The 25,289-nt window shown below is 43.6% G+C and carries 24 protein-coding genes and 1 tRNA gene; 14 read left to right on the plus strand and 11 right to left on the minus strand.

Annotated features, from left to right (window positions below; translation table 11 throughout):
- Nucleotides 1-65 precede the first annotated feature (65 nt).
- Nucleotides 66-356, plus strand: coding sequence for a hypothetical protein (locus tag PSE7429_RS09620; RefSeq protein WP_009626959.1), 291 nt, complete (start codon nucleotides 66-68; stop codon nucleotides 354-356).
- Between the two features lie 104 nt (nucleotides 357-460).
- Here the strand turns inward: PSE7429_RS09620 and PSE7429_RS09625 are convergent, their stop codons facing one another.
- Complete coding sequence (locus tag PSE7429_RS09625; protein ID WP_009626960.1) at nucleotides 461-1,102, minus strand: microcompartments protein; 642 nt, start codon at nucleotides 1,100-1,102, stop codon at nucleotides 461-463.
- A gap of 191 nt (nucleotides 1,103-1,293) precedes the next feature.
- On the minus strand, nucleotides 1,294-2,418 hold the full coding sequence (locus PSE7429_RS23505) for a hypothetical protein (RefSeq protein ID WP_009626961.1): 1,125 nt from the start codon (nucleotides 2,416-2,418) through the stop codon (nucleotides 1,294-1,296).
- A 396-nt stretch (nucleotides 2,419-2,814) separates the two neighbouring features.
- Between PSE7429_RS23505 and PSE7429_RS09635 the strand changes: the two genes are divergently transcribed.
- Nucleotides 2,815-3,966: an NAD-dependent epimerase/dehydratase family protein gene (locus PSE7429_RS09635; protein WP_009626962.1), complete on the plus strand. Its 1,152-nt coding sequence runs from the start codon at nucleotides 2,815-2,817 to the stop codon at nucleotides 3,964-3,966.
- Between the two features lie 483 nt (nucleotides 3,967-4,449).
- Nucleotides 4,450-4,827: a response regulator gene (locus PSE7429_RS09640; RefSeq protein WP_009626963.1), complete on the plus strand. Its 378-nt coding sequence runs from the start codon at nucleotides 4,450-4,452 to the stop codon at nucleotides 4,825-4,827.
- 84 nt (nucleotides 4,828-4,911) lie between these two features.
- Here PSE7429_RS09640 and PSE7429_RS09645 read toward each other — a convergent pair whose 3' ends face one another.
- Both PSE7429_RS09645 and PSE7429_RS26285 read right to left on the minus strand, forming a co-directional pair.
- On the minus strand, nucleotides 4,912-5,493 hold the full coding sequence (locus PSE7429_RS09645) for a rhomboid family intramembrane serine protease (RefSeq protein WP_009626964.1): 582 nt from the start codon (nucleotides 5,491-5,493) through the stop codon (nucleotides 4,912-4,914).
- A gap of 365 nt (nucleotides 5,494-5,858) precedes the next feature.
- Nucleotides 5,859-6,017, minus strand: coding sequence for a hypothetical protein (locus PSE7429_RS26285; RefSeq protein WP_009626965.1), 159 nt, complete (start codon nucleotides 6,015-6,017; stop codon nucleotides 5,859-5,861).
- Between the two features lie 418 nt (nucleotides 6,018-6,435).
- Here PSE7429_RS26285 and PSE7429_RS09650 point away from each other — a divergent pair, with 418 nt between their 5' ends.
- Entirely contained in the window at nucleotides 6,436-6,957 is a 522-nt protein-coding gene (locus PSE7429_RS09650) for an RNA recognition motif domain-containing protein (protein ID WP_009626966.1), read from the plus strand.
- A gap of 431 nt (nucleotides 6,958-7,388) precedes the next feature.
- On the opposite strand, the gene PSE7429_RS09655 is transcribed toward PSE7429_RS09650, so the two are convergent.
- The gene (locus PSE7429_RS09655) at nucleotides 7,389-8,708 is read right to left on the minus strand and encodes a hypothetical protein (protein WP_009626967.1); all 1,320 of its coding nucleotides are present in this window, start codon (nucleotides 8,706-8,708) and stop codon (nucleotides 7,389-7,391) included.
- 391 nt (nucleotides 8,709-9,099) lie between these two features.
- On the opposite strand from PSE7429_RS09655, the gene lipA reads away from it, so the two are divergent.
- A complete protein-coding gene (gene lipA / locus PSE7429_RS09660; protein WP_009626968.1) occupies nucleotides 9,100-9,960 on the plus strand; it encodes a lipoyl synthase in 861 nt (286 codons plus the stop codon).
- 281 nt (nucleotides 9,961-10,241) lie between these two features.
- Here the strand turns inward: lipA and PSE7429_RS09665 are convergent, their stop codons facing one another.
- On the minus strand, nucleotides 10,242-11,402 hold the full coding sequence (locus tag PSE7429_RS09665; protein ID WP_009626970.1) for a 5-(carboxyamino)imidazole ribonucleotide synthase: 1,161 nt from the start codon (nucleotides 11,400-11,402) through the stop codon (nucleotides 10,242-10,244).
- A gap of 169 nt (nucleotides 11,403-11,571) precedes the next feature.
- Between PSE7429_RS09665 and PSE7429_RS09670 the strand changes: the two genes are divergently transcribed.
- Nucleotides 11,572-12,348, plus strand: a complete 777-nt coding sequence (locus PSE7429_RS09670; RefSeq protein WP_009626971.1) for a glycoside hydrolase family 19 protein — start codon at nucleotides 11,572-11,574, stop codon at nucleotides 12,346-12,348.
- A 113-nt stretch (nucleotides 12,349-12,461) separates the two neighbouring features.
- Here PSE7429_RS09670 and PSE7429_RS09675 read toward each other — a convergent pair whose 3' ends face one another.
- The 3 genes from PSE7429_RS09675 to PSE7429_RS09685 all read right to left on the minus strand — a co-directional run bounded on the left by PSE7429_RS09675 (nucleotide 12,462) and on the right by PSE7429_RS09685 (nucleotide 15,061).
- Nucleotides 12,462-13,013: a chorismate lyase gene (locus PSE7429_RS09675; protein ID WP_407681157.1), complete on the minus strand. Its 552-nt coding sequence runs from the start codon at nucleotides 13,011-13,013 to the stop codon at nucleotides 12,462-12,464.
- Nucleotides 13,014-13,343: 330 nt separating this feature from the next.
- Complete coding sequence (locus PSE7429_RS09680) at nucleotides 13,344-14,171, minus strand: YaaW family protein (protein ID WP_009626973.1); 828 nt, start codon at nucleotides 14,169-14,171, stop codon at nucleotides 13,344-13,346.
- A 167-nt stretch (nucleotides 14,172-14,338) separates the two neighbouring features.
- Nucleotides 14,339-15,061, minus strand: coding sequence for a GntR family transcriptional regulator (locus PSE7429_RS09685; RefSeq protein ID WP_009626974.1), 723 nt, complete (start codon nucleotides 15,059-15,061; stop codon nucleotides 14,339-14,341).
- 456 nt (nucleotides 15,062-15,517) lie between these two features.
- On the opposite strand from PSE7429_RS09685, the gene PSE7429_RS09690 reads away from it, so the two are divergent.
- From PSE7429_RS09690 to PSE7429_RS09705, 4 genes are all read left to right on the plus strand, one after another.
- Complete coding sequence (locus PSE7429_RS09690) at nucleotides 15,518-16,759, plus strand: Zn-dependent hydrolase (RefSeq protein WP_009626975.1); 1,242 nt, start codon at nucleotides 15,518-15,520, stop codon at nucleotides 16,757-16,759.
- Between the two features lie 136 nt (nucleotides 16,760-16,895).
- Nucleotides 16,896-18,257 (plus strand): 8-oxoguanine deaminase, encoded by a 1,362-nt coding sequence (locus PSE7429_RS09695; RefSeq protein WP_009626976.1) that lies wholly within the window; start codon nucleotides 16,896-16,898, stop codon nucleotides 18,255-18,257.
- Nucleotides 18,258-18,556: 299 nt separating this feature from the next.
- Nucleotides 18,557-18,629, plus strand: a tRNA-Val gene (locus PSE7429_RS09700).
- 318 nt (nucleotides 18,630-18,947) lie between these two features.
- Nucleotides 18,948-19,910 carry a hypothetical protein gene (locus PSE7429_RS09705; protein ID WP_009626977.1) on the plus strand — a complete coding sequence of 321 codons (963 nt, stop codon included), beginning with the start codon at nucleotides 18,948-18,950 and terminating at the stop codon, nucleotides 19,908-19,910.
- Nucleotides 19,911-20,402: 492 nt separating this feature from the next.
- On the opposite strand, the gene PSE7429_RS09710 is transcribed toward PSE7429_RS09705, so the two are convergent.
- On the minus strand, nucleotides 20,403-20,642 hold the full coding sequence (locus PSE7429_RS09710; protein WP_009626978.1) for a DUF3285 domain-containing protein: 240 nt from the start codon (nucleotides 20,640-20,642) through the stop codon (nucleotides 20,403-20,405).
- A 447-nt stretch (nucleotides 20,643-21,089) separates the two neighbouring features.
- Here PSE7429_RS09710 and gvpA point away from each other — a divergent pair, with 447 nt between their 5' ends.
- From gvpA to PSE7429_RS09730, 4 genes are all read left to right on the plus strand, one after another.
- Nucleotides 21,090-21,308 (plus strand): gas vesicle structural protein GvpA, encoded by a 219-nt coding sequence (gvpA, locus tag PSE7429_RS09715; protein WP_009626980.1) that lies wholly within the window; start codon nucleotides 21,090-21,092, stop codon nucleotides 21,306-21,308.
- A gap of 238 nt (nucleotides 21,309-21,546) precedes the next feature.
- Entirely contained in the window at nucleotides 21,547-22,545 is a 999-nt protein-coding gene (locus tag PSE7429_RS09720; protein ID WP_009626981.1) for a hypothetical protein, read from the plus strand.
- A complete protein-coding gene (gvpN, locus tag PSE7429_RS09725) occupies nucleotides 22,542-23,423 on the plus strand; it encodes a gas vesicle protein GvpN (protein WP_009626982.1) in 882 nt (293 codons plus the stop codon). Before PSE7429_RS09720 ends, gvpN begins: the two co-directional genes overlap by 4 nt.
- Nucleotides 23,424-23,750, plus strand: a complete 327-nt coding sequence (locus PSE7429_RS09730) for a gas vesicle protein (RefSeq protein ID WP_009626983.1) — start codon at nucleotides 23,424-23,426, stop codon at nucleotides 23,748-23,750. It abuts the gene before it with no gap.
- 98 nt (nucleotides 23,751-23,848) lie between these two features.
- Here the strand turns inward: PSE7429_RS09730 and PSE7429_RS09735 are convergent, their stop codons facing one another.
- A complete protein-coding gene (locus tag PSE7429_RS09735) occupies nucleotides 23,849-25,063 on the minus strand; it encodes an MFS transporter (RefSeq protein ID WP_009626984.1) in 1,215 nt (404 codons plus the stop codon).
- Nucleotides 25,064-25,289 lie beyond the last annotated feature (226 nt).

The following is a 25,289-nucleotide window of genomic DNA, read 5'->3' on the forward strand; positions in this document are numbered from 1 at the left end:
GCCCCGCCATTCTCTGCTTGAGGTTTATGGACTGATATACTTAGCGACAGCTATAAAATATAAATATGGCAAAAATATCCCTCTGCGATCGCTGCAATTTTTACGCCCACACTCAGTTATTGGTCTGTGCAGTGCATCCCTATGGACCAGAGTGGGGAGTCTGCTCGGATTTTGTCTCTGCGGAACTGTGGAAACCCGACGATCCCCAAAGTTACGATCCCGCTATGGAATCAGAATGTGGTTGGCATCCTATCTTCACAGGTAAATGTCCAGAGTGTCGAACTCCCTTCTCGAGGATGCGTTTACCACCAGAACAATGGCGCTGTAAATGTTGTGGTTGGGAAGATGATCTCTAAGTATCTCAGCATAATTAAAATCCAGATCTAAAACCTGCGGCGCACGCTGCGCGTGCACCGCAGGTTTTGGGGTTTAATTACGCCTAGTTATTTGCCTATGTTGATTATTCTTTGCGATCGTTACTATAGACATCCCGACCTCTGACATTGTTAATTGTATTTAGCACTGCTACCGAAGCTGCCATAATATCTCGCTCCTCACCGCCAAGATATAAACGTCCAAAACTACCTACTGCCACAATTTCTAAAATATTAATAGATGCGGCTTTTTCCGCTTCATTGGCGGCAAGAGCCGCATAGGCAGCAGGTTCAACTTCCATAATGTATAGAGTCTGTCCTGAAAGTAACATTTGACCGCGCCGAAACCGATTAATCAGTTGTGTTTGATGTGCGTCCACATTCCGAATAATTTGACTGGACAGCAACCTTGGCTTAATCCGTTCTTCTTCCGTAACGCCAAGCATTTCTAAAATTGCGCGACCTGCGGCTTGGGTTTCTCCTTGGCTTCCAGAATGAATTTCTAGCAATCCATACAAGCGCTCAACTATTTGCACTCCAGGACGGACTGAAGTCGATTTTAGCGCTACGTCAGTAATGCGGTTAATCTCAATGCCTGGAGATATTTCGATCCAGAGGGAAGTGTCCCCTGGTAAGGGCAAAAATCCTTGTGCGATCGTTCCTAAATAGGCAGCATGTTGTCGCTGTAAATTGTCCAAATAGACGTAGCTGCGTAAATCGATACCCAAAAATTTTCTCCCACAAGGCTTTTACTGGGTTTTCCTAGCTGCCTGAATCAAAAAATTAGTTAGCCTACCCAATGTGTAATTTTATAGCAATATAGCTGCCTTCATAAAAGTTATCCCAACTTCCTCAATTAAATATAAAAGCCAAAGGACTAGTGGCGGCGCTTCGCGCCGCCACTAGTCCTTCGCTATCTCTATAGACCAGCTTGGGCTTTTGCGACGACTTGCCCATCCTTAAACTCCACGATCGCATTGCTCCCCTGAGAATTCTTCCAAGAATAAACTTTGCCGTTACCATTGCTTGAACTATTCTCGGCGATCACTTTACCTGATATCCCAAAGATTTTATCCACCTGTTCGACCGACATACCTTTTTGAATGCGGTTGAATTTTTCTAAAGTGATGACTTGTTCTTCTTGCTGGGGAATGGCATTGGCGGAAATCGGCTCATCCGTGAGAGAGCCATTGGCTTTTGCTACCTTGGGGGAATTGGGGTTAGGTGTTTCCGCGATCGCATTAGGATTGCCAGTTCCTGTGTTTTTTGTCGTGTCCATTACTTGGCTGGGGTTGGCTGGAGCTGAACCGTTCTCGGTTGCAATCTTCGAGGTCAAGGCTCTTACGGAAGCACCAATTCCCAAACCTAGTAAGACAATTGATAAGCCTACCAATAATAATTGCCAATAGCTGATATTTGCCTGACTTTTTCCCTCTTTAGGATTGGCAAGGACAATTGATGACCTAGGGAAATGCTCATCTAAAGACGGCTTTTCTAGGGATGGCTTTTCTAGGGATGGCTTTTCTGAATTTGCAACGGCTGGTTGTTTTGCTTGAGGACTAGTGGGAGCGATCTTAGAGATAGCCTGTTGTAGAACCGACTGCTTAGAAAGTTGGGTTTCTGGTGCTCGCGTTTCCGAGGATTGGTTTTCAGGCAAGCTTGTGGTAGGTGTACCTGTTGTTGGCGAGAGTGGAGCCTCTAAATTTGATTCCAATCCTAAAAGTGATGATTTGGGTAGATCTAGCATAAATTGCTCCGTCCAGAGTGGGCGCTGTTCATGCATTTCCTCATCATTGCGCCAACAGTGGATTTTAAATTTAGCTATTGATTCTATATGCAATTCTTGGAGTCCATTACGGACAATTGTCAGCAGTTGTTCTTTGTCTAGGGCGGAATCTGTCCGAATTTGTACTTCCAAGCTACTATCAACAATATCCACATCAATATTTAGCCGATCAATGTCAAGACACTGCAACTCCTGATAAATAATCTTGGCGATCGCTTCGGGATTTCGTTTATGGGCAAGTTCAGCAATCGAAAGCATACTTGGCTGATCGTCCTAGGCTAAATAATGAATAGCTTTTTGTGAATAGCTTTTTGTGAATAGCTTTTGAATAAATCTTGAATAATCTTGGCTATTATTCCATAGATTACACTTGCCGACCAAAAGCTGCGATCGGCTAAATTGCGTGAGTACACGAAAGTTTATTATAAAAGTTTGCGTCAAAATTAGCGATATTTATCCACAAATATCAAAACAGGAAAACTTATCGCAAAGTGGCTGGGCTATCTACCAGCAATCTCTTCAATTTATATCTTGCTTGTATTCCCTGACACATACAACTTAATAAATTTCGGTCTTGTGCATCACAAATGAGATAAATCCTGATAGGGTTAATTTGGAAACTGTAACTCGAAATTTTTGTAACCCACAGAATTCATGAAAGTACTGGTAATTGGTGGCGACGGTTATTGCGGATGGGCGACAGCTTTACATCTCGCCAATAAAGGGTATGAAGTTGGTGTGTTAGATAGTTTAATTCGCCGACATTGGGATAATGAGTTAGGCGTTGCGACTCTAACACCGATCGCCTCTATTCAAGATCGGATCTATAAGTGGCAAGCTGTTTCAGGTCAAAAAATCGATCTGTTTATTGGCGACATCACAAATTACGAATTTTTGCAAAAAACATTTCGTAATTTTGAACCCGAAGCCCTCGTGCATTTCGGTGAACAGCGTTCAGCACCATTCTCAATGATCGATCGCGAACATGCCGTACTCACTCAAGTTAATAATGTTGTTGGTACGCTCAATTTACTTTATGCCATCAAGGAGCATAACCCAGACTGCCATCTAGTCAAACTTGGAACAATGGGCGAGTATGGTACTCCCAATATCGATATTGAAGAGGGCTATATCACCATTGAACATAATGGGCGCAAGGATACCCTTCCCTATCCCAAACAGCCTGGTAGTTTTTATCACCTCAGTAAAGTCCATGACAGCCATAATATTCAGTTTGCCTGTCGGACATGGGGCTTGCGAGCGACCGATCTCAACCAAGGCGTAGTCTATGGGGTACTTACCGAAGAAACTGGCACTGACGAATTACTAATTAACCGTCTTGATTATGATGGTGTTTTTGGTACAGCGCTCAATCGTTTCTGCATCCAAGCAGCGATTGGACATCCTTTAACTGTCTATGGCACAGGAGGGCAAACACGGAGTTTCCTTGATATCCGCGACACGGTGCGCTGTATCGAACTGGCGATCGCCACCCCAGCAGAATCTGGCAAAATGCGCGTCTTCAACCAATTTACCGAGCTGTTCTCGATCCGTGACCTTGCATACATGGTGCAGAAAGCGGGGCAGACCCTAGGGATCAAGGTCGAAGTGCAAAATATCGATAATCCCCGTGTTGAGTTAGAAGAGCATTACTTCAATGCTAAAAACACTAATCTGCTAGATCTTGGTTTGCAACCTCACTTTCTCTCTGATGCCTTACTCGATTCATTACTCAATTTTGCAGTCAGATATAGCGATCGCATTGACCAGAAGCAAATTTTACCTAAGGTCAAATGGCGTGGTTAAGCTATCGCTTCTTGGGTTTTGATTTGTCCTAAGTCAAGTGACTGTAGCTATTAGGGACTTGCGAGAAAATAAGATGCCAATCCAGATTTACCAGAATCGATGGCGCGGCGGAGCCGCGCCACCAATTCTGGTTTTATATTTGGTACTTCATTAAATCGCAAGTCCCTTAGCTATCTATATAGTTATATAGTTGCCGCCAGTCTTGTTATACCAATCCACTGAAGTGTTGGCTCACTTCAGTGGCTTAGAAAAACGACCCAGCAAGGTTTTAAGATTCCCAAAATGGCGTTGCCACTTTGGGCTTTATGTCCTGATGCAGTTGACGGCAGTTATATATCCGAACGAGAAGAGGTATAACATTATGCTACCTCTTCTTTATGAATAGTTACGATTAGTCCCTGTGGTAGAAGCTTTGCAACAGAAAAAGAGGTATCTTAAATTACATAAAAGAATAATTGTCAAGATCTTCTTACCGAACCTACCATGACATCTTCTACAAAAACTTTGCGCGTTTTGGTGGTGGATGACCACGAACTAACCAGATGTACTTTACAACTAGCACTTTCCCTACAATCCTGCATTGGATCGGTTGAAGTAGCGAACAATGGCAAAGAAGCGATCTCCAAAGTACACAAGTACAAGCCTGATGTGGTGATCATGGATTTACATATGCCTGTAATGGACGGTTGGTCAGCTTCAAGCGCCATCAAAACTGAGTATCCTCATATTAAGATTGTCGCCTATTCAGCCGCTGATGGTGGCAAAGCTCAAGCTATCTCCAATGGGGCGATTATTGACGCTTTTTGCGATAAAGGAGCCTGCACGCGCAGTTTACTCGAAGCGATTAAGAGCGTGGCTTAAGTCTAATAAATTAATAAAAAATTCAATAAATCAATAAGAAAGAGTCGGCGCGTTGCGCCGACTCTTTCTTATTGGGCAACTTTACTAGGCAACTTTACTAGGGGACAAAAACTTTGCTGCGATAATTCCGCCTATAAAACCAAACAAATGTCCTTCCCAAGAAATATAGGCATTTGTGGGCAGTACACCCCAGATTAAGCCGCCGTAGGTAATGGCGATCGTAATTGAAATAGCGATCGCTACAAAACTCCTCTCAAAATAGCCGCGAAATAAAAGATAGCCAAAGTAGCCAAAAATCACACTACTTACACCAATATGAACCGAATCAGCCCTGCCAACTAACCAAGTGCCTAAACCACCAACCAAAGCCGACATAAAAGACACAAAGTAAAAGTCTTTAGTGTTTCGTAGCATCACCATCCAGCCCAAAACAATAAAAGGAACCGTGTTTGCCGTAATGTGATAAAAGTTTGCATGGAGAAACGGAGCAAATAAAATGCCGCGCAAGCCAATGAAACTGTGAGGGAGAATCCCAAAGGCATTAAGGCGGCGAGAAAAGATTAATTCATTTAAGATAAAAACAATCCAAAAGACTGATACCAAGGTTGCCAAGATTTTCACTTGGTTTTTTAGTTCACCACCAATTGCTTGTAGATTTTGCTTCACAATTTTTACCCCAGACTTAAAAATTCTTCCATCTTGGACTACCTAAACTATAGCGATCCTCAATGGTTCTTGGAAGAGTGCGCCCAAAGATTTCGCTCTTCTAAGAACTTAGAAAAATTAAATTCCAAGAAGAGAGAGGCGGCGCTTTGCGCTGCCTCTCATCGTTTAGGGTGTTGCTATAGGATTAATAAAAAACCACATAAAAAACAAAACCCGAAGGATATGTCAAGAGTCCCCTCAGGTTCTGCTTCAAATTTTTAATGACATACTGCTACTTAGAGCTTTTCAAGCAAGCCAGAACAAGCCAGAAATAGAGGCTCATTTCCTCACCACAGGTAGAGAAATGAACCTCTATTTCTATAAAACTAGGGCTTCTCAATGATACGAACATTCATGTATTGATCGTTTTTGAGCTTTTCTTTAATCTTTTTCTCAATTTCCTGCTCTTGTTTCTTTTGGGAATCATTAAGAGCCTGAGAAATCCACAAACAGTAGCTGATTAGCACAATCCCAAAAACTTCCATATAAATTTTATGTAGATTTATGCAGGTGGATATTACATTAGTTAAATTTTATTAGTCAAGCAATAAATTATAAAAATATCAGAACTTAACAATTTCATGCTAAATATGCTTAAGAACTAATCGGAATCAGGATTGCCCTAGTAAGTCCTTCAGGATATTTCGTTATATATTCAGTTTTGTGGCTCGATTAAATTTTGATACTTTCATTACATTTTATTTTTGAGTACGCGCATTTTGTATGTTATGTTGATACATGGCACAAGAGTGTCGTATTAATTTGATTAATCGCAGGTAGCACCTAATCAATAGCTCCAATTTAAGCTAATTAAGTAGCAAACAAGTTTTTTAAACAAGTTTTTTGTAGCGGCTGCTCTAGTCACCTGCTGAAGATTTCATAGCGTAGAGGTTTTCTATTATCATGTCCATTCGCCTTTATGTTGGCAACTTGCCAGCAGAATTAGATCGCCAAGCTCTAGAAAAAATTTTCAATGAATCAGGTGATTCAGTATCGTTGAAAGTTATAACCGATCGCAAAACAGGCAAATGCCGTGGTTTTGGATTTGTGACCGTCGGCTCTGATGAAGTTGCCGATACAGTAATTGAGAAATTCAATGGTTATGATTTCAACGGTGCTGTCTTGAAGCTAGAAAAAGCTTTGCCTCGCACTAAGGGCAAAGCCGAAGATGGTTCTGATTTGGAAGAAGGTTCTGAGGATTCCGTCAATTTAGAGAGTGAATCCTCAGTAACAACAAGCACGATTGCTGCGCCAATTAAAGCTGCGGCAAAACGGAAGAAACGCAATAATAACAATAAAAAAGCTTCTGGAAATGTATCTAGTTCTAGTACATCTTCTGAAGCCCACCAGCCCGATCCAAGATGGGCTCAAGATCTGGAGCGATTAAAGCAACAGCTTCTCGAAGCTCAAGGTGCTGCTAAATAGATTAATAGATCTTTAAAGAATCTTGAAAGGATAAGCGACGGTGCGAAGCACCGTCACTTATCCTTTTGATTTTATATCCTCAGCAAATCTTCCTAATGCGATCGCTGTCACCACTCGCATTAGGATAAAATCAAACCTGAAGAAGAGAAGGTTGGCATTTCGCGCCAATCTTCTCTTCTTCAGGTTGATGTACTAATCTACTGGGAAGGAATATAGGACATCAAGCCCAAAATATTGTTGTTGCGCTCCGCGCAGCAACAATATTTTGGGCTTGATGTTTTGTCCTAACAAGACTGGCGGCAGCTATATATTTAAAGATATTTAAAGAAATTCGTAAGTAGTTCGGCATAATTAAAAAACAGAACCAGAGAGCATACCGCCTGCTGCGCGGGCGGTATGCTCTTCTAGGTTTTAAGTTTACTTATGCCTAGCTAGGTCGTTTGTTTAGGATAGTAGGGACGTTCGTCTGTTAGGGGCGGACGTAACCAGAATCTGAGCGTATAAAATACTAATTCTTTGATTTCCGTCCATGCACGTTCGGATTTGACAAAAGCTTCGGCATTAAACAGAAAATATTGCGGTTTGATTTTAAACTGCTTGCCAATCGGCCAAGGACATTGTTGGCTGAGGTTGCTGTGACTATCGGAAGGATAACTAGCGGTTGTTAAAGAAGCGTTGAGTTCTTGATTTCTAAAGGACAAAAAGGCGCGAGTTGCTTCTATGGGCGAGGTGATTAGCAAAATTCGACGACTGTTCCGTGCATCTTCCTTTAATAATTTATTTTTTTCCAAAGATTTGATCAACTTGCTAATTTCATCGCCACTGCTACGTACGGTTACTCCCGATGGCTCAATAATTACAAAAGAACGAACGGCCGAAATATTGGGGAAACTGGTCAAGGCACTACACATCTGATCGGCTTCAGTCAGATCGACTTGGGGAATACCATCGCTTGGGCTGGATAGATTGGTAAAATAACCTTCGTAGCGAGGATCGTAACGTAGCCCAATATTAGGTATATCCGCCCGACTCGCAATCTCGTTTCTAACATTATCTTTGGTGCGGTTGGGGGGCGCTTCAGGTGGGGTGAGGCAGGGATAGCCCTTGGTAGCTGGATAAGAGGTGCGTTTACCACCGCTGAGGAGAATATAAGGTTTTTGTTGTGAGTCGGCGGCGTTCCATAGTTTGATGGCTTCTTGGAGACGGGGTTCGTAGGGAGGATTTTCCGCAAGGACGACGATGATGTCGTAAACGCCACGTCTAAAATCTAATAGCTCTTGGGGAGTTAAGTCTCTCACGGGACGACGATAGGACTGCTCGATCGCATTATCGCCTTGTTGTTCTAAGTAACAGGTAAATAGTTCTGAGGTGGCGTTGTTTGTAGCGATCGCAAAGATTAGTAAAACTATTAATATTTCTTTTCTAACGATACCAATTTTCTCAGCAGCGCCTTTATTATCAACCTTTTCACCACTTTTAACACTAAGGTTTTTGAGTCTTAGCCAATAATTAAAAAAGAGTAATAGTAATAAAATTCCAACTAGAGTGAATGGAAAGGTAAGAAACTCAACAACGGTTTTGGGGATCGGCTCTTCGACAAATCGAAAGTTCGCAAAAATAATGGCGACTAAAGCCGTAAATATCACTAACCCAAAAAGACGGAACCATTCCTTGGGAATAGCCCTAAACAGAATGACAAAAATTGGGATTGCAATAATCCAAATCAGAATATTGGTTAATAGATCGAACACTACCCCTCCAAAATTCTTTACTATTGCTTGGGCTTAACTGAAAACCGAGAAAGAAGGAGAATCTTCACCACTTCTTCTTTCTCGGTTTTCCCTTGCGTCTCATTCATCATGACGGCTATAAAATGTGTCAGTGCAATATGCTAGTCAATCGGGTTACATCTGTAAAGGGCTTTATAAGGTTTTATAGGGTTTTATAAGGTTTTTTCTGATTAAGTAGCTAAGCAAGCGTAAGTAAACCCAAAACCAAAGAGCGTACCGCCACGCGGGCGGTACGCTCTTTGGTTTTGGGTTTTAATTTTGTTCTAACAAGACTGGCGACAGCTATAGATATAAATTATGGGCTTTAATAAAAATAGGTAGTCTATGCCTATTTTTATTAAAGCCATAATTTATGCCTGCTAAAGAAGAGTTACGTTTACCCAGTTGGTTGCGACCACAAATCGGCAAAGCCAATGAAATCTCTGAGGTTCAACAAATTATTAAGCAGAGGGGAATTCATACAATTTGTGAGGAAGGGCGTTGTCCTAATCGAGCCGAATGCTATGCCCAAAAGACGGCAACCTTTTTGCTCATGGGGCCAACTTGTACTCGTGCTTGTGGATTTTGCCAAGTGGACAAGGGACATAAACCGATGCCCATCGATCCAGATGAGCCAAGGAAAGTTGCCGAGGCAGTCGAGCTATTAGGATTGGATTATGTGGTGCTGACTTCCGTTGCAAGGGATGATTTAGCAGATCAGGGAGCTAGTTGCTTTGTAGAAACCATGCAAGCGATTAGACGATCGCGCCCTAAAGCAAAAATTGAGGTACTCACACCAGATTTTCGTGGCGATCGCCATTGTATAGAGACCGTGGCTTTTGCTGCTCCCGTCTGTTACAACCACAATATCGAGACGGTGCGACGTTTGCAGGGTAAAGTACGGCGAGGCGCAAAGTACGAACGCTCTCTATCGGTTTTGGCAATGGTGAAAGCGATCGATCCGCAAATAATTGCCAAGTCTGGATTAATGGTGGGACATGGAGAAACGATAGAAGAGTTAACCGAGACGATGCAAGATTTGTATGCCGTGGGTTGCAGTTCGCTGACCATTGGGCAATATTTACGTCCATCCCTCGAACATTTACCAGTTCAGAAGTATTGGACTCCTGAAGAGTTTGATCGCTTGGGAGCAATCGCCAACCAGATAGGTTTTGTCCATGTGCGATCAGGAGCCTTGGTACGTAGTTCCTATCACGCTAGCCAATCAATGTAGCTATGTCGCCGCTAAATCCGCAGAAGAGAAGGTTGGCGCGAAGCGTCAACCTTCTCTTCATTTCATCGCAAGACTTGCTACAATCAAAAAAATAGCGGGTAATGGCAACGTCAGTAAATCCACTCCCCGCTAACTCTTGTTCAATGAAACAATTGAGACGCATGTATAACTTCCCACGAAGCGAAATGGGTTTTCATCAGCTAAAGCGCTTATTTGAAATGCTTTCTATATAAGCATTTTGGCTTGATCCCTCCGCATAGAAATATCGCAACACCGTATTTCTATGAACCATACCAAATGCTTTCAATGCGATCGCTTAAATCCAGAGCCATATCATGGGAGTCTGCCAAGATGGTAACGTGACCGAGCTTGCGTCCTACCGATGATGATTTTTTGCCGTACCAGTGCAGATAGGTCTTGGGGAAATTCGCGATCGCCTCGCGCTTTGCTAAATAATCAGCATCTACCCCACTTGCCTCTTCAAAGCCTAGCAAGTTGACCATTACGGCTACGGGGGCGACCATCCCTACGTCCCCTAAGGGATGCCCGCTGACAATATGCAACAATTGCTCGAACTGTGAAGTCTGACAGCCTTCAATAGTGTAATGTCCCGAATTATGGGTGCGTGGAGCAATTTCATTGACACTGACTTCCCCCGTTGCTGTCAAAAAGAATTCGATGCCGAAGACCCCGATCGCATCAAGGGTATTTACAACCTGTTGAGCAATAGTTTCTACTTTGGCTCTGACTGCGGGACTAATCCGTGCGGGGGCAATGGTGCGGCGACATACTTGATGGATTTGGATCGTCTCAACCACAGGATAAATAACCACATCCCCCGATTCTGAACGTGCGGCGATCACCGCAAGCTCACGCTCAAAGGGAATAAACGCTTCGGCGATCGCGGGTAATTGCTGCATACTTTGCCATGCCGATAGCAATGCTATCTCATTGTCTATGACCCAAGTGCCTTTCCCGTCATAGCCATGCCGTCTTGCCTTGAGTACCAATGGATAGTTGAGTTGCTCAGCCGCCGCTAATAAGTCTGATTGACTATCTACCGCATAAAATTTGGGCGTAGGAATCCCATGATCATGAAAATGTTGTCGTTGATTGAGCTTGTCAACGGAAATTGCTAGGGTTTCTAGGTTGGGTAAAAAGAGTAAATTCCCATCGCCTTGGCGATCGAGCATCGCCTGTAGGGCGGCGATATTGACAAATTCATTCTCAAAGGTAATTACTTGGCAATGTTCTGCAAGCTGGGCTGTTGCCTCGGCATCATCAACTTTTCCATAAACTACGCGATCGGCCATATCCACGGCTGAGTCGTCAGGGCTGGTTGCTTGTACGGTTAGTTCTAGACCAAGACTTTTAGCAGCGATCGCCATCATCCATGCTAATTGACCACCACCAATTACCCCGATTTTCTGCCGAGTAGTCACAACAAAATTCCTGAATCAATACTTCTGTAAATTAACAAATAGCTTCTCATTATATAAGTAACTCGGCAGAATTAAAAGTCAGATGCAAATGCTGACAGCTATAGCAAGTCCCTTACCTATTTCACACTAACGATGTCGTTTACAAAAGCAATGGGAAAAGTCGATAATTATGGAATCAAATCGCAGTGATATGGATTCTATGGGAATAATAAAAGCTAAGGTTGCGACAAAACTTAAATTGCGTCCCGTTGACTCGGCACAGCTCAAACTACCCAATGAAGCTATTGATGTTCCCATTGGTAAGACCTATGGCTTTGATAAAGCCGAACCTGCGGACAATGGACATGTAAAAGTTGTTTTAGCAGCGAATAGTGGCACTTATTTTATATTCCCTTCGCATTGGGATGGTTTGACACTAACGATCGCGCAAATAGTCAATGCCAATCAAGCCGAAGCGCTATTTGAGAATCCCATTACCAATGCGCAACTCCAAGATTTAAATTCCTGTATCAGTCGCTACAAGATTACCACCGCGCCCAGATTGCGCCATTTTCTTAGTCAAATCGCCCATGAATCAGGAGGGCTGCAATATACCGAGGAACTTGCCGATGGTTCGGAATATGAAGATCGCGAAGATCTTGGTAATGTCAATCCTGGGGATGGTCCCAAGTATAAAGGTGCTGGTGTAATTCAACTTACGGGTCGGGCAAATTATCAGGCTTTTAGTAATGCGATCGGCGATCCGAAGGTGATGGATGGGGTTGACTATGTTGCTGCTACCTATCCCTTTACTAGTGCAGGATTTTGGTGGGACAACAACGACATGAATGCGTTGTGTGATAGTGGAGCCAGTGTAGCTGATGTCACTTTTCGGGTAAATGGGGGCTATAACGGGCTAGACGATCGCCAATATTATTACGATAAGGCTAGCGGGATCTTTGCCTGATCCAAAATCAAAAAGCCAAAATCAAAAAGTCTAATAAGTAGCTGGGCATAATTAAAATCCAGCTCTAAAACCAGCGGCACACTCGCAGCGTGCGCCGCAGGTTTTAGGCAATTCTAAAGGCTGCTGGAACCTAGATATTTGCCGATCGCTGGGGAATAGATTTCGTAGAGCAAGGTGATCGGTTCGCCACCATGCCACAGCAAATAATGTCTTGCCCAATAGGTATCGATCTCAGGATAGCCAAAGGCTGCTGCCAAATTAGGACAAGCCCCCTTATAAATACCTTTAAGATCGCGATATAGCTCGGTATATCTCTGGTTGAGACTGACCCAGATCGGTAAGGAAGGATCTTTTAGGTACTTTTGCATTGCCGCTTCCGACCACCAAGAAGTCGCATGGGAAAAAATTTCTCCCGTTTTTTGCGATCGCAAAAAGATTTGGCGGCGTATGCGTGGGCCAGCGATCGAGGCAATATCCGATGGCGCTTCGTCATCATCGTCACCGATGTTGGTCATGGCAACAACTTCCACCGAGATATCGGCTTGCGTAAGGAGTTGTAAATGTCTCGTTGGCGCACCATCCCCCATTAAAAACATTTGCCAAGTCGGAGATAGGAGGTTAAAGGGCAAACCCTTACGAATATCCGCTTCACTTCCTTGCCACATTGGTTCTTCGATCCGATGCCAAGGTGCTATCTTGCCGCGATCGCGAGGTTGCGTTGTCGGAACTTGAATATTTTGAGCTGATGAAATAGTCATACAGGATTTCTCTTAACAATCCGTAACATATCTCCCCATTGTAGTCTTAAAAAGGAAAGGATTTATACGATCGCGATGGCGGCGCGAAGCGGCGCTTGTTTAGAGGGGACAGGTGCAATCATTTGCTCCTAAGAAATCGCTAAGTAGATGGGCATAATATAAAACCTTAAAAGCTGAAGCGCACGCTAAGCGTGCGCTTCAGCTTTTAAGGTTTTATATTTAATTGTGCCTGCCGACTTAAGACATCCTCAGCAGTCTAATTTGAGCGACGATGAAAATAGCGGGAATAATCCGCCCGTAATTGGTGGCGATCGCCCGCCAACCTAAATCCGCAAAAAATAACCCCCATAATGCAGGCGTAATTACTGAAAAGACTGTCCTCGCCGCCGTGTACTGCGTAGCTGCCACCGCCATACCCCGTTTGGCTAAATACGTAGAAACATAGGCATTTAGACGCGTCGCGATCGCCGTTCCTCCTGCCTTAAGAACTTCGTACCCCACTTGATAAGATGCAAAATGCCAAGCCATCTGACGGGCGATCGCATTCAATACTGCCGAACGAATGACCGTGCTAACGGCGATCGCACTACCACCTTTGACTAATAAGCTCATCGGGTTCCTTTGCGCGTCAATGGGCAAAGACTTTTGCAGATCTGACTCGGTAAGTACCGCTTGCATTGAATCGTCAAGGCTAGAGCGTTCTTGAGGAGATAGGTTTTTCCATGAATTACTAATTAAATTCAGAAATAATTCTGACTCGATATCTTCAATGGATTGATTCTTGGAATACTTGATATGGAGATGCTGGCAGACTCGCTCCAAAACTTCGCGATAGCTGACATGGCTAGTCTTGCGGCGTAACACCGTTAAACCATCAGCGGCAAGAAATTTGAAACGTTTGGCGATCGCCTCAATTAATTCATCGCGTTCCAAGTTTTGTAATTCTCTCACTGGTGGGGTAGCAAAATAATCAAGGGGATTGAATTTGCGCCGAAAAAGGATATCTGCGATTTGGTATATTTCCTCATCAGTCGCCAACGTGAGAACATTGATTAACTCGTCCATTGCCCCATCCATTGATTTTTAACGAACAGTATCTCCAGCTTTCCTAAGCTTAGAAGATTCTAGTACTAAATACTTAAAACACAAAATCTCGCTAGGTATTGGAGAATTTGCAGTGAGCTTCTTGTGACAAAGATTTTTTGCAAGGTTAACAACAATTTTCCCTGTGATTACTGGTCTTGCAACTGTTGATTTTGTAACTGTTGATTTTGTAACTGTTCGATCTCATGGATTACCCTAATTTGGCTGGATTGTAAATGATTACTTAGGGCGATGACAGCCTCTTCACAATTGCCCTGCGCGATCGCTTCATAAATTTGCCGATGCTCGCAACTAATTTCTAATACCTTTGGATTTTGCTGGATTGTTTGCATCCGCAAGAGCGCCATTTTGTCGAATAGTTGATCGAGTAAAAGCGCTAACCAAGGATTGCCAGAACATTCCGCGATCGCCCGATGAAACTGATAGTCAATATGCAGCAATTGATAGCTAGTTAGTTGATTGGGTTCTTGGACGATCGCTTTTTCGGCTTGGAGAATTGCTAACTCGATTTTGGCTAACTGCTCAGCAGTTGCGTAGGCACAAGCTTCAGTTACCGATTCCTGCTCCAGCACCAAGCGACAACGATACAGATGTTTGGCATCAGCGGGCGAAAAGCTAACTACACGTAAATTGTTATTTTCATCGCTCACGATAAGCTGCTCTTGTTGCAACTGTTGTAATGCTTCGCGAATTGGGGTGCGGCTGACCTGTAGCTTTTCAGCAATTTGTGTTTCGACTAGTCGCGAACCCGCCAAAAGCTCCCCTGACAAAATAGCCGAACGTAAAACCTGATAGGTTTGCTCTCGTAAAGATTGCGAACGTTGAATGGAACGAGGTGAAGAAAGCAACAATCAAGAATCTCCTAAGATCTGCATGAGTAATTTTCTATGATTTCGACCACTAACAGATCGATTTTAGCCATAAAAATTTTATTTGATTTGCATTAAATGTCATTAAATGACATTTAAGTAGCTGGGCATAATTAAAAACCAAACTTTAAACCTGTAGCGCACGCTGCGCGTGCGCTACAGGTTTAAGGGGCTTATATTTAATTGCGCCCATTTACTTATAGCAATCTAGCAATAATGGCAATCTAGTAATACCAGTAATATATGTATACAGTATATTGTGTACATAGCAGTTGTTTTCCATTGCTTTCCCCTGTCTTATCCCAATTTCCAAAATGGCAACGCCATTTTGGAAATCTCAAAACTTTACTGGGTTTGTTTTTTAATTCATTGAAGTGAGCCAACACTTCAGTGAATTGGTATTAAATTTCATCCATCTCTATAAGGAATAATCTGCGCATGATCGCCCTATCCCCGAAACTTGCTATTGATAGCGATCGCCTTGATCGCCGCATTGCTAAACTTGCCAGAATTGGAAATCTAGCTAATGGTGGGGTATGTCGATTGGCTTTTTCCGAAGAGGATATTCAAGCTCGTCAATTAGTTAGGACTTGGATGCAGGAGGCGGGAATGTCCGTCCGTAACGATGCGGCGGGAAATATGATCGGTACTTATGCAGGAACTGAAGCGCTAGCATCTTTGGCGACGGGATCGCACATTGATACCGTACCTGTGGGCGGTCGCTATGATGGCTGCTTGGGAGTTTTGGCGGGCATCGAGGTAGCAAGGGTTTTACAGGAAAATCAAATGCGGCTCCGTCATAACTTTGAGGTCATTGTTTTTTCCGATGAAGAAAATAGCGTCATTGGTTGCAAAGCGATCGCGGGAAATGCACCGACCGATCCCGAAAAATATCGTCGCAAAGATGGCACATCGATTCAGACCTGCTTAGAAAGAGTTGGTGGCGATTGGGAAAAATTACATACCGCCCAACGCGATCGTCACGATATTGCAGCATTTATCGAGTTGCATGTGGAGCAGGGGGGCGTACTTGAATCCTTGGATAAAGCCATTGGCGTAGTTACGGGTATCGTCGGTCAATACCGTTTTAAGGTGACGATCCTTGGTCGTCCCAATCATGCTGGCACAACCCCAATGTCTATGCGAAAAGATGCGCTTTTGGCGGCTTCCCAATTGATCATCGCCATCAATCGCCTAGCTACAGAAACTGAAGGCGAACAGGTGGCAACGGTAGGGAACCTAACGGTTTTACCTAATGCTACGAATGTTGTGCCCGCCCATGTGGAGATGAGTATCGATTTGCGCGACCTTTCCGAAGAAAATTTGCAGTATCTCATCGCACGCATTGAAAAAGAAGCGGAGGCGATCGCTCAACATACGGGAACAGAGATCGCCATTGCGCAAAAGCTCCATATATTACCGACCCCTGCCCACCCACCCATCATGGAAGCGATCGCCATATCTTGCCAAGAACTCAAACTCAGCTATACCTATTTACCCAGTCGAGCAGGACATGATGCTCAAGAAATCGGACGCTTTACCAATATGGGCATGATTTTTGTCCCCAGTCGGGCTGGTATTAGCCATTCTCAAGATGAATATACTTCTCCAGAGCAATGCGCCCAAGGTGCAAATGTTTTGTTGCGCACTCTCTTAGCGATCGATCGCAGCTATAAGTAATACCAAAACTAAAAATGGCTACGCCATTTTTAGTTTTTCAAACCCTTATTAGGGTTATTGCGGCGCACGCTGTGCGTGCGCCGCAGGTTTTAGGGTTTTATATTTAATTTTATTAAGATGCAATCAAAATATAACTATGGCAACCCTTCTAGTCAAAAATATTCATACCCTAGTGACAATGGATCGCGATCGCCGCGAACTACATAACGCTGCCATATTTGTTAGGGATAATGCGATCGAGGAGGTAGGATTAACGGTTGAATTGCCACAAACTGCCGATGAAGTCTTGGACTTACAGGGCAAACATATCGTTTTGCCAGGGCTGGTGAATACCCACCATCATTTTTATCAAGTTCTCACCAAAGTTGTGCCTGCCGCCCAAAATTGCGAATTATTCAATTGGCTGCGAAACCTTTACAAGTTTTGGTCAAATCTAACTTCCGAAAGTATTTATATCGGAGCGCAGATGGCAGCAGCCGAACTAATTTTATCGGGTTGTACTACGGCTAGCGATCATCTTTACATCTATCCCAACGACTGCAAGTTGGATGATGAAATTGCTGCGATTAAGGCGATCGGGATGAGATTTCATGCGAGTCGCGGCAGCATGAGTGTTGGTGAGAGCCAAGGCGGACTTCCTCCCGACCACTTAATCGAAAAAGAAGTTGATATTCTCAAGGATTCCCAAAGGCTCATCGAGCAATACCATGACTCCTCGCGTTATTCCATGCTAAGGATGACCTTAGCACCCTGCTCGCCTTTTACCGTATCCACAGATTTAATGCGAGAGTCTGCGAAGATGGCGCGTTCCTATACCAGTGTGAGACTGCATACCCATCTTGCGGAAACTCAATCTGATGTAGATTACAGTTTAGCTAAATTTGGCAAAATTCCTGGAGACTATGCGGAGTCTGTCGGTTGGTTGGGCGATGATGTGTGGCATGCTCACTGTGTCAAATTGAGCGACGATTCGATTTTGAAGTTCGGAAAAACGGGAACGGGAGTAGCCCATTGCCCCTGTAGCAATATGCGTCTCGCCAGTGGCATTGCACCGATTCGGAAAATGCTCGATCAAGGAGTTCCCGTCGGTCTGGGTGTTGATGGCTCGGCATCTAGTGACACAGGTAATCTTTTGCAAGAAGCAAGAACGGCATTTCTATTGGCGCGGGTGAAGGACTGCAATCCGACGGCGATGAGTGCGCGGGAGATTTTAGAAGTTGCTACCCTTGGCGGTGCGAGAGTGCTGGGACGGGATGATATTGGCGCGATCGCCCCAAATATGGCAGCAGATTTTATTGCGATTGATATCGAGCGATCGCAATTTGCTGGTGCGCATCACGATCTCGTTGCTGCGTTGATATTTTGTCCCGTCCCATCGGTAGACTACAGCTTTATCAATGGTCGCAAGGTGGTTGATCGCGGTCAATTAACTACCCTCGATCTCCCGATGTTAATCGAACGCACCAATAAAATCGCCCATAAGCTTGTCAATGAATAAAAGTCCGTACTGCCTAAGTATTAGGCAATAGAGATCATGCTTGCGATCGGCTAATTGACGAAGAAATAGACCTATTTGGGTTCCTTTACCAATGCTCTATCTCCACATCTGGAACCATCTCGAGCAGTTTGCCAGTAGTAATAACAAGGTGATTCCTTTATTGTCCTGATTTCCGGGAATCGAATTGATCGCGAACTTGAAAATTCATTTTGGAGTAGTTGAAAAAAATTTAAAAAAATTTGACTAAATGCGATCGCTATCTGCTATATTAAATGAGGTCGAAAAAAGACCAAAAAAAAGGGCGCTTAGCTCAGTTGGTAGAGCGTCTCGTTTACACCGAGAATGTCGGGGGTTCGAGTCCCTCAGCGCCCATTATCAAAAAGAGTCTCTCTTAGAGAGGATCTTTTTTGTTGTATATGTCACAAAAGCCCAAAGATGAGTGGTATTGCTTCGCGCCGACACTCGTCTTTGGGCTTTTATGTCCTCCGCAAACCTTACGTTGCTATATAACTGAAAATTTTGCTTAAAAATCAACAGCTAGAAGCGATAATGCCCGCTTAGCGAGCATTATCGCTTCTAGCTTTCAGCTCCTAGTCTGTAATTTATATGTCTGGAGATTACCTTTATACAAACTTAGATAGCGATCGCTGGTAACATCTAGGATAATTTCTGGAAAGGAGTAAGCATCTGATGTCATCAGTCAATCAGCAAGAAGTTTTAGCAAGCTTTAAAATTTTGGTAAGCATGGCAAAAGCCGATGGCAAACTACTCGAAGAAGAGTTTGCCAGTCTTGCCGATACCTTTGAAGAAATCCATTTACCTGAAGGCATTACCGTCGATCGCCTGTTGAACGAAGAGGACGAGCCGATTGATACCTTACTTACTAAAATTACTAGTGAGATTGCTCAGGAAATGGTTTATCAATCAGCCTATGCCATGGCAAATATCGATGGGGAATGTAGTTCTGAAGAAAAGTTACTGTTAGATAAAATTGGTGCAACCTTTACTAGTTCTAAGCTTTGGGGTAAGCAAGAATGGCTAGAAACCTTAGAACGCCGCTCTACCCGATCGTCCATTTCTGAGCAAGTTCGTCAAATTGACGATCCCGATAAACGTGCCACGGAAGTGGAAAATGCCACTACCGATGCCTGCTTTTTAAATGCTGTTTTAGGTGCTTTTCCGATCCCAGGAGTAGCGATCGCTTTTGATATGTTGATCTACTGGAACCAACTCGATCTCGCTCAGGCGATCGGTCAAAGTTGGGGCTACGACCGCAACCGCGAAGATTTCCGCAAAGCGATATTTGGTAGTTTGGGTATAACGGGGACCAGAATTGCCGTGAGCAATCTGGCTAAGTTAGTACCTGTATTTGGAATGGTCGTAGGTGCGACAACTGCCTACGCAAGTACTTGGGCATTGGGCAAGGTTGCCAATGAGTACTTCGCCTCTGGTGGTGAAATGGATGCTTTTAGCCTGCGGCAAGCCTTCAAGCAAGCAAAAAAAGAAGGCGAAGCTATGTACAAAACTAAAGCCGATGAGATCGCTGCTAAGAAACAAGCGATCGAGCCACAGGTTCAATTGCTGAATGAGGAACTAAAGGCTGGGACTATTACCCCTGAAGAATATCAAGTAAAGCTTAAAGAGCTTCTCTAGAGATACTCCATTCCCAGTGAATAATTAGACGTTGCGGCGCGAAGCGCCGCAACGTCTAATTAACGTGAGTTCGGGATAATTTGAAACGGGCTTTGAGAAAGGGTTTGCTACGCAAACCCTTTCTCAAAGCCCAAAATTAAAAGCCTTGCTACACAAGGCTTTTAATTTTGGGCTTTTAAAATTTGCCAGTTTAAACCGAACTGACGTTTGATTAACTTTATTTGATTTTGATTTTAGTAGCTTAAGCCCACCCTTGTAATCTTAGCTTGTAGAAATCTTCTAAAAAAATGCATGGAATTACGTTGACAAGTCAATCAAACCCACAGTTAAACGTCAAATCACCTTATAAGTAGCTGGGCATAATTAACAAAAACTAAAACCTATAGCACATGCGCAGCATGTGCTATAGGTTTTAGTTTTTTATATTTAATTGTGCCTAGTTACTTATATCTTTAAATAAATCCTTAATTAAAAATCTTTAATTAAGTGGGGCTAATGAAAAATGATTGCTAGACCCAATAGCGTTCCAATTACACCAAAAACTGTTAACGCCAAATGGAATAGTGAGGTACTGCCTTTTTTGACCATGTTACGCATGGCAAGTTTTACAAAGCTGTCTTTTTCTTTCTGCTTATTGAGAATATTGTCTTTATTGAGGGGATCGGTGTTAGATTCACTCTTATTAATGTAGCGATCGCTAGTATTAGATGTATTTTTGAGATTGCTATCCATGATTTAATTTGTCAATAACTTATAAATGATCGTTGCTGTAAAGAATTTGGATAAATAACTGGTGTAAATTTCAAATCGATTCGATGAAAGAACTTGAAAATTCTATCTAGCTTAGAAAGCATCCAAGGGCATAGTGTGAGAGGTTCTATAGGCACAATCTATAATTGTTATGTCCATTGTGTGCGAACAACTAAGCTTTGAAATGCTAAATGCTCAATTGACAGATAGTGGCAAAAAGTGGGATTCAGTTTTCAAATTATTGTAAAAAACATTTACCATTATTGTTGTCAATGCCTTATATGATTTATAGTTAATGTGCCATCTTTTAAGATGACAAACGCAAAATTCTAATACAAAATAAGTATAAGTAATTTTGCTGTTGTGTAGTACAGTTTGCGCAGGCAAAATTTAAATGCCGAACATAGTTTAATCAAGGAGATCATTACTATGGCAGTCGAGAAAGTCAATTCTTCCTCTAGTCTAGCGGAAGTTATCGATCGCATTTTAGATAAGGGCATTGTTATTGATGCATGGGTAAGAGTCTCTCTTGTGGGAATCGAACTACTGTCAATTGAAGCTCGTGTCGTCATTGCTTCGGTAGAAACCTACCTCAAGTATGCTGAGGCTGTCGGTTTGACGGCATCGGCGGCAGTACCTGCTGCTTAGTATATTTACCGCTAACACTTAATGTTAGAAGTAAGTCACTAAACAATAGTTTATTAGCCTACCGGTTTCTTTTCTACTACCCCTTTCTCACCAAAACAACTATCTTGCCTGTTTAAAGCTGGCAAAGCAATAGATTTTTGGTAGGGTAGTTATGCGGTGGGAAGGGGGATTTATAGATGAAACTTGTGACGCTTTGAAAAAATTAATTTTGAAAAAGTGAATTTGAGGTTTTAATGTTATGGCTTCTTTGATGCAAGAGTTTGCAGCAGCAAGACAGCGACGGCTAGAGGAGAGAGCAGATTTCCTAGCCGAGCAGCAAATGGCGCGCGTGCAGAGGGCAAAGGATTTGCAAGCTCAGTCAGAAGCTACTGCTAAGTATCTCGCCCATGCCAAACAGTCTAGACTTGCATGGGAGCAGGGTAGACAGGCGATCGCCGAAAATTCACTTGAGTCTCGCCGCGAGGAAATTACGGTTCGGGCGAGCCAAGTATCAGAATATTTAACCAATCTGCATAATAATCGTGTTGAACTGGCGCATGAAGACAACGAGCGCCGCGCTCAAGAGGTGAGAACTCGCACTTTTAAAACGCGATCGCAGCTAAAGCATATCCATAAAGCTAGGATTCGTGCTAGTAAAGCCGATCAAGCCCAACGCCAGCAGTTCGTGCAGGATCTCGCAGCTCTAACCCAAATGCAGCTCGAAGATCTGCATTTGGCTCGTCTTGCCGAAACAAAAGCTGATGCCGCGCAGAGAGCGCAAGAATTTAGCGATCGCGTAGCTAAAGTCAAAGCATCGCTCGGCACAACTGCGGCAGCACGCCATGCCTCCGCCATGGCTCAAGCTTTGAAACTAAAGGATTTTCGCTCCCAATTAAGCGAATCAGTCTGGGCGGGCTCTCGCTCTAATGCTATAACTCCAGTGATTCCAAAACTGGATGCTAATCCTGTTGGCAATCCAAGTAATAGCCCTAATCCCCCAAGTGTGATCGAGCCACCTCCTGAACCTGTGATTGCAAAACCAGTTGAAGTAAAGGAAAATCCCAAAAACTCTAGCAAAATCGAGCAATTTGTGGTTGACTATGTATCCCAACTATCGACAAACTCTAGTTTGCTAGAAGTTGTGAATGATCGCGATACTGTCAGAGATTTACTAGCGCAAGGGGCAAATACCTTAAAGGTCGATCCCTCGGATATTCTTAATACCCTGCTCCAAATGGCAGAAGGATCGTCAACATGACCACTGTTCTCCATGCCAATGCCCGTCAGTTTGTCAGCACTGACTTTACTAAGCAAATAGTGCGCCGAGCGCTGCGTTATCTCCAGTCTGGCTTTGCCATTCATTTGCGCGGGCCAGCAGGAACGGGTAAAACTACTTTAGCGATGCACCTCGCTGGCTTAGTTGGCAGACCGATGGTATTGATCTATGGCGATGAAGATTTGCGATCGTCGCAACTAATCGGCTCCAATTCTGGCTATTCTCGCAAAAAAGTTGTGGACAACTACATCCATTCCGTATTGAAGGTTGAGGACGATCTTCGTCAGAGTTGGACAGATTCGCGCTTGACTTTGGCAGCAAAGGAAGGCTTCACATTAATTTACGATGAATTCAACCGATCGCGTCCTGAGGTTAATAATGTGCTACTCAGTGCGCTTGAGGAAAAGCTAATCGTACTCCCACCCGACAGCTCGCAAATGGAATACGTGCGGGTACATCCCATGTTTCGGGCGATTTTTACTTCCAATCCTGAGGAATATGCGGGGGTACATCCCACTCAGGACGCGCTACTAGATCGCATGATCACGATTAACGTGGGCGAAGCCGATGTGGAAACTGAAAAGCAAATTTTGGTCAATCGGGTCGGGCTAGAACGCACCGAAGCGCTGAAATTGATTAACTTGATTCGGGGTTTTCGTCGTCAAGTGCAGTGCAGCAAAGCTTCAAGTTTGCGAGCTTGTCTTCTGATTGGCAAAATTTGTCACGAGCATGAGATTCCTGTATCTGGAAAGAGTGATGATTTTCGCGATCTTTGCTTTGATGTGTTGATCTCTCGCTATGGGAATGGCGAACCTCAGTCAGAACTCGGACTTGCTAAATTATTGGATCAGATACCTTAAATGTCTCAAGCGATTAAATCTAGTACCACTGGCTCTTCCCTTGCCGATATTCTAGAACGGGTTTTAGATAAAGGCATTGTCATTGCAGGGGATATCACAGTGTCTGTGGGCAGTGTGGAGTTACTGAGTATCAGAATTCGGTTGCTGGTCGCTTCGGTGGATAAAGCCAAGGAGATAGGTATTAACTGGTGGGAGTCCGATCCTTACTTGTCGTCAAGAACACAGGAACTACTCGCTTCCAACCAGCAGTTGTTAGAGCGAGTTAATCTCTTAGAACGCGAGTTGGCGGCGACAAAACAATTAACAGATTCCGAACTAGATAAGTAGCGTGATTTCGGGATAATTTGAAACGGGCTTTGAGAAAGGGTTTGCGTAGCAACCCCTTTCTCAAAGCCCCAAAGTAAAAGCCTTGCGTAGCAAGGCTTTTACTTTGGGTTGGCAAAGAGATAGAGACAGATAGAAGCGATCGCTAGGGCTACTAAGCTGGAAATTGTGCCATTGATTGGAGAGATTTCGCCTTGAGTGACCAATAGACTAGCGAATATAGTCGTTCCCATACCACTGCCACCAAAGTATAGTCCCGTGCCAAAACCCGCTTGACTGGGCGAAACCATTGCTAGAGCTAGGGGAATGGTATTAGTCAAAACTAAACCCAGTGCCATCGCACCAAGAGTAGCAACTAGGGCTAGATAAATAATATGGTTATTGATAAAACTGAGGATGAGACAAATTACGATCACTAATAGTCCTAATCCCATGCCTAAGGTTACCTGTTGTCTCCGAAATAGCGATCGCAGTGGTAAAGTCGCAATTCCCGCGATTAAAAGTATTCCCGATTGCCAATATTCAACCGAAAGATTGTCGAAAGCATGAAAAAGTCTATGGGGTAAGAGATGTAGCAGCAAATTGATTTCTAATCCCGAACCCAAACCAACTAGAAATGGTAAGGCATAGCCAGTCAAAGATGTTTTGTTTAAAAGGAGAACTGCTATTTTGGGAGTTGTCCCTGTCGCAAGGTAACGAGGCATAGAGCGCCAAAGCAATACTGCCCCAGACAAGAGGGCGATCGCGCCAAGAATAAAAGTCATGGAAGCGCCAATTTGCTTAAATATGAGTCCCAAAATCGGACTCGTCGCACTGGTAATAGCCAATACGAGTGCCAAGATCGCGTTGGCTTGAGGCAATTGATTGGTTGGGGCAAAGCTCATTAACAAAGCGATCGCAGGACCGCGAAAGATAATCATAGCCACCACCCAAACAGTCATTAGTAATGGCAATACCCAGCGCAGTCCATCAGAAATTTGAGTCTCGACTAGCCAAGAAACCCCTACAAAAATTAGCCCTGCCAGCGTTACCCCAACGACAATCAAGGGTAAGCGACTGCCAAATTTGCCGAGGACGCGATCGGAAAACCAACCGACTATCGGCTCGACGATCGCACCAAGTAATCCTTGGAAGATTCCCAACCATATAGCAAGATCGCTAAAGCCAATGCGGATCAAAATTCTGGGTTGATAAAATCCGTAAGCGATCCAACTGAAAGTAATGGCAGCTAATAATGCTGCGAGTCCCCATACCTGTCGCCAGAGGATTTTGGCTGGTGGTGCGAAGCTATTTTGATCGGTATTTACAGCGTTCATTACTGCGTGACAAGGCTAAATAGCACTGGGTTTGTTTTTTAATTCATTGAAGTGTTAGCTCACTTCAGTGAATTGGTATAACAGCTTACTTTTCCCGTTAAGTATAAATTTGGGCAAGAAGCCAACCTTGGCAAAGATCGCGTAAATTAGACCAACCACGCCAGAGAACTTGAATACCAATGGGAGACTTACGACGATGTTCAAGATAGCCGCCAAGGAAAGCAAT

Origin of the sequence: Pseudanabaena biceps PCC 7429 (assembly GCF_000332215.1) — a bacterium.
In the GTDB taxonomy this organism is placed as follows: domain Bacteria; phylum Cyanobacteriota; class Cyanobacteriia; order Pseudanabaenales; family Pseudanabaenaceae; genus Pseudanabaena; species Pseudanabaena biceps.

What these genes read in the sequence shown, in the direction of transcription:
- PSE7429_RS09620 (WP_009626959.1), top strand. Translation starts at nt 66, where the DNA reads ATGGCAAAAATATCCCTCTGCGATCGCTGCAATTTTTACGCCCACACT.
- PSE7429_RS23505 (WP_009626961.1), bottom strand. Translation starts at nt 2,418, where the DNA reads ATGCTTTCGATTGCTGAACTTGCCCATAAACGAAATCCCGAAGCGATC.
- PSE7429_RS09635 (WP_009626962.1), top strand. Translation starts at nt 2,815, where the DNA reads ATGAAAGTACTGGTAATTGGTGGCGACGGTTATTGCGGATGGGCGACA.
- PSE7429_RS09640 (WP_009626963.1), top strand. Translation starts at nt 4,450, where the DNA reads ATGACATCTTCTACAAAAACTTTGCGCGTTTTGGTGGTGGATGACCAC.
- PSE7429_RS26285 (WP_009626965.1), bottom strand. Translation starts at nt 6,017, where the DNA reads ATGGAAGTTTTTGGGATTGTGCTAATCAGCTACTGTTTGTGGATTTCT.
- PSE7429_RS09650 (WP_009626966.1), top strand. Translation starts at nt 6,436, where the DNA reads ATGTCCATTCGCCTTTATGTTGGCAACTTGCCAGCAGAATTAGATCGC.
- lipA (WP_009626968.1), top strand. Translation starts at nt 9,100, where the DNA reads ATGCCTGCTAAAGAAGAGTTACGTTTACCCAGTTGGTTGCGACCACAA.
- PSE7429_RS09670 (WP_009626971.1), top strand. Translation starts at nt 11,572, where the DNA reads ATGGAATCAAATCGCAGTGATATGGATTCTATGGGAATAATAAAAGCT.
- PSE7429_RS09675 (WP_407681157.1), bottom strand. Translation starts at nt 13,013, where the DNA reads ATGTGGCAAGGAAGTGAAGCGGATATTCGTAAGGGTTTGCCCTTTAAC.
- PSE7429_RS09680 (WP_009626973.1), bottom strand. Translation starts at nt 14,171, where the DNA reads ATGGACGAGTTAATCAATGTTCTCACGTTGGCGACTGATGAGGAAATA.
- PSE7429_RS09690 (WP_009626975.1), top strand. Translation starts at nt 15,518, where the DNA reads ATGATCGCCCTATCCCCGAAACTTGCTATTGATAGCGATCGCCTTGAT.
- PSE7429_RS09695 (WP_009626976.1), top strand. Translation starts at nt 16,896, where the DNA reads ATGGCAACCCTTCTAGTCAAAAATATTCATACCCTAGTGACAATGGAT.
- PSE7429_RS09705 (WP_009626977.1), top strand. Translation starts at nt 18,948, where the DNA reads ATGTCATCAGTCAATCAGCAAGAAGTTTTAGCAAGCTTTAAAATTTTG.
- PSE7429_RS09710 (WP_009626978.1), bottom strand. Translation starts at nt 20,642, where the DNA reads ATGGATAGCAATCTCAAAAATACATCTAATACTAGCGATCGCTACATT.
- gvpA (WP_009626980.1), top strand. Translation starts at nt 21,090, where the DNA reads ATGGCAGTCGAGAAAGTCAATTCTTCCTCTAGTCTAGCGGAAGTTATC.
- PSE7429_RS09720 (WP_009626981.1), top strand. Translation starts at nt 21,547, where the DNA reads ATGGCTTCTTTGATGCAAGAGTTTGCAGCAGCAAGACAGCGACGGCTA.
- gvpN (WP_009626982.1), top strand. Translation starts at nt 22,542, where the DNA reads ATGACCACTGTTCTCCATGCCAATGCCCGTCAGTTTGTCAGCACTGAC.
- PSE7429_RS09730 (WP_009626983.1), top strand. Translation starts at nt 23,424, where the DNA reads ATGTCTCAAGCGATTAAATCTAGTACCACTGGCTCTTCCCTTGCCGAT.
- PSE7429_RS09735 (WP_009626984.1), bottom strand. Translation starts at nt 25,063, where the DNA reads ATGAACGCTGTAAATACCGATCAAAATAGCTTCGCACCACCAGCCAAA.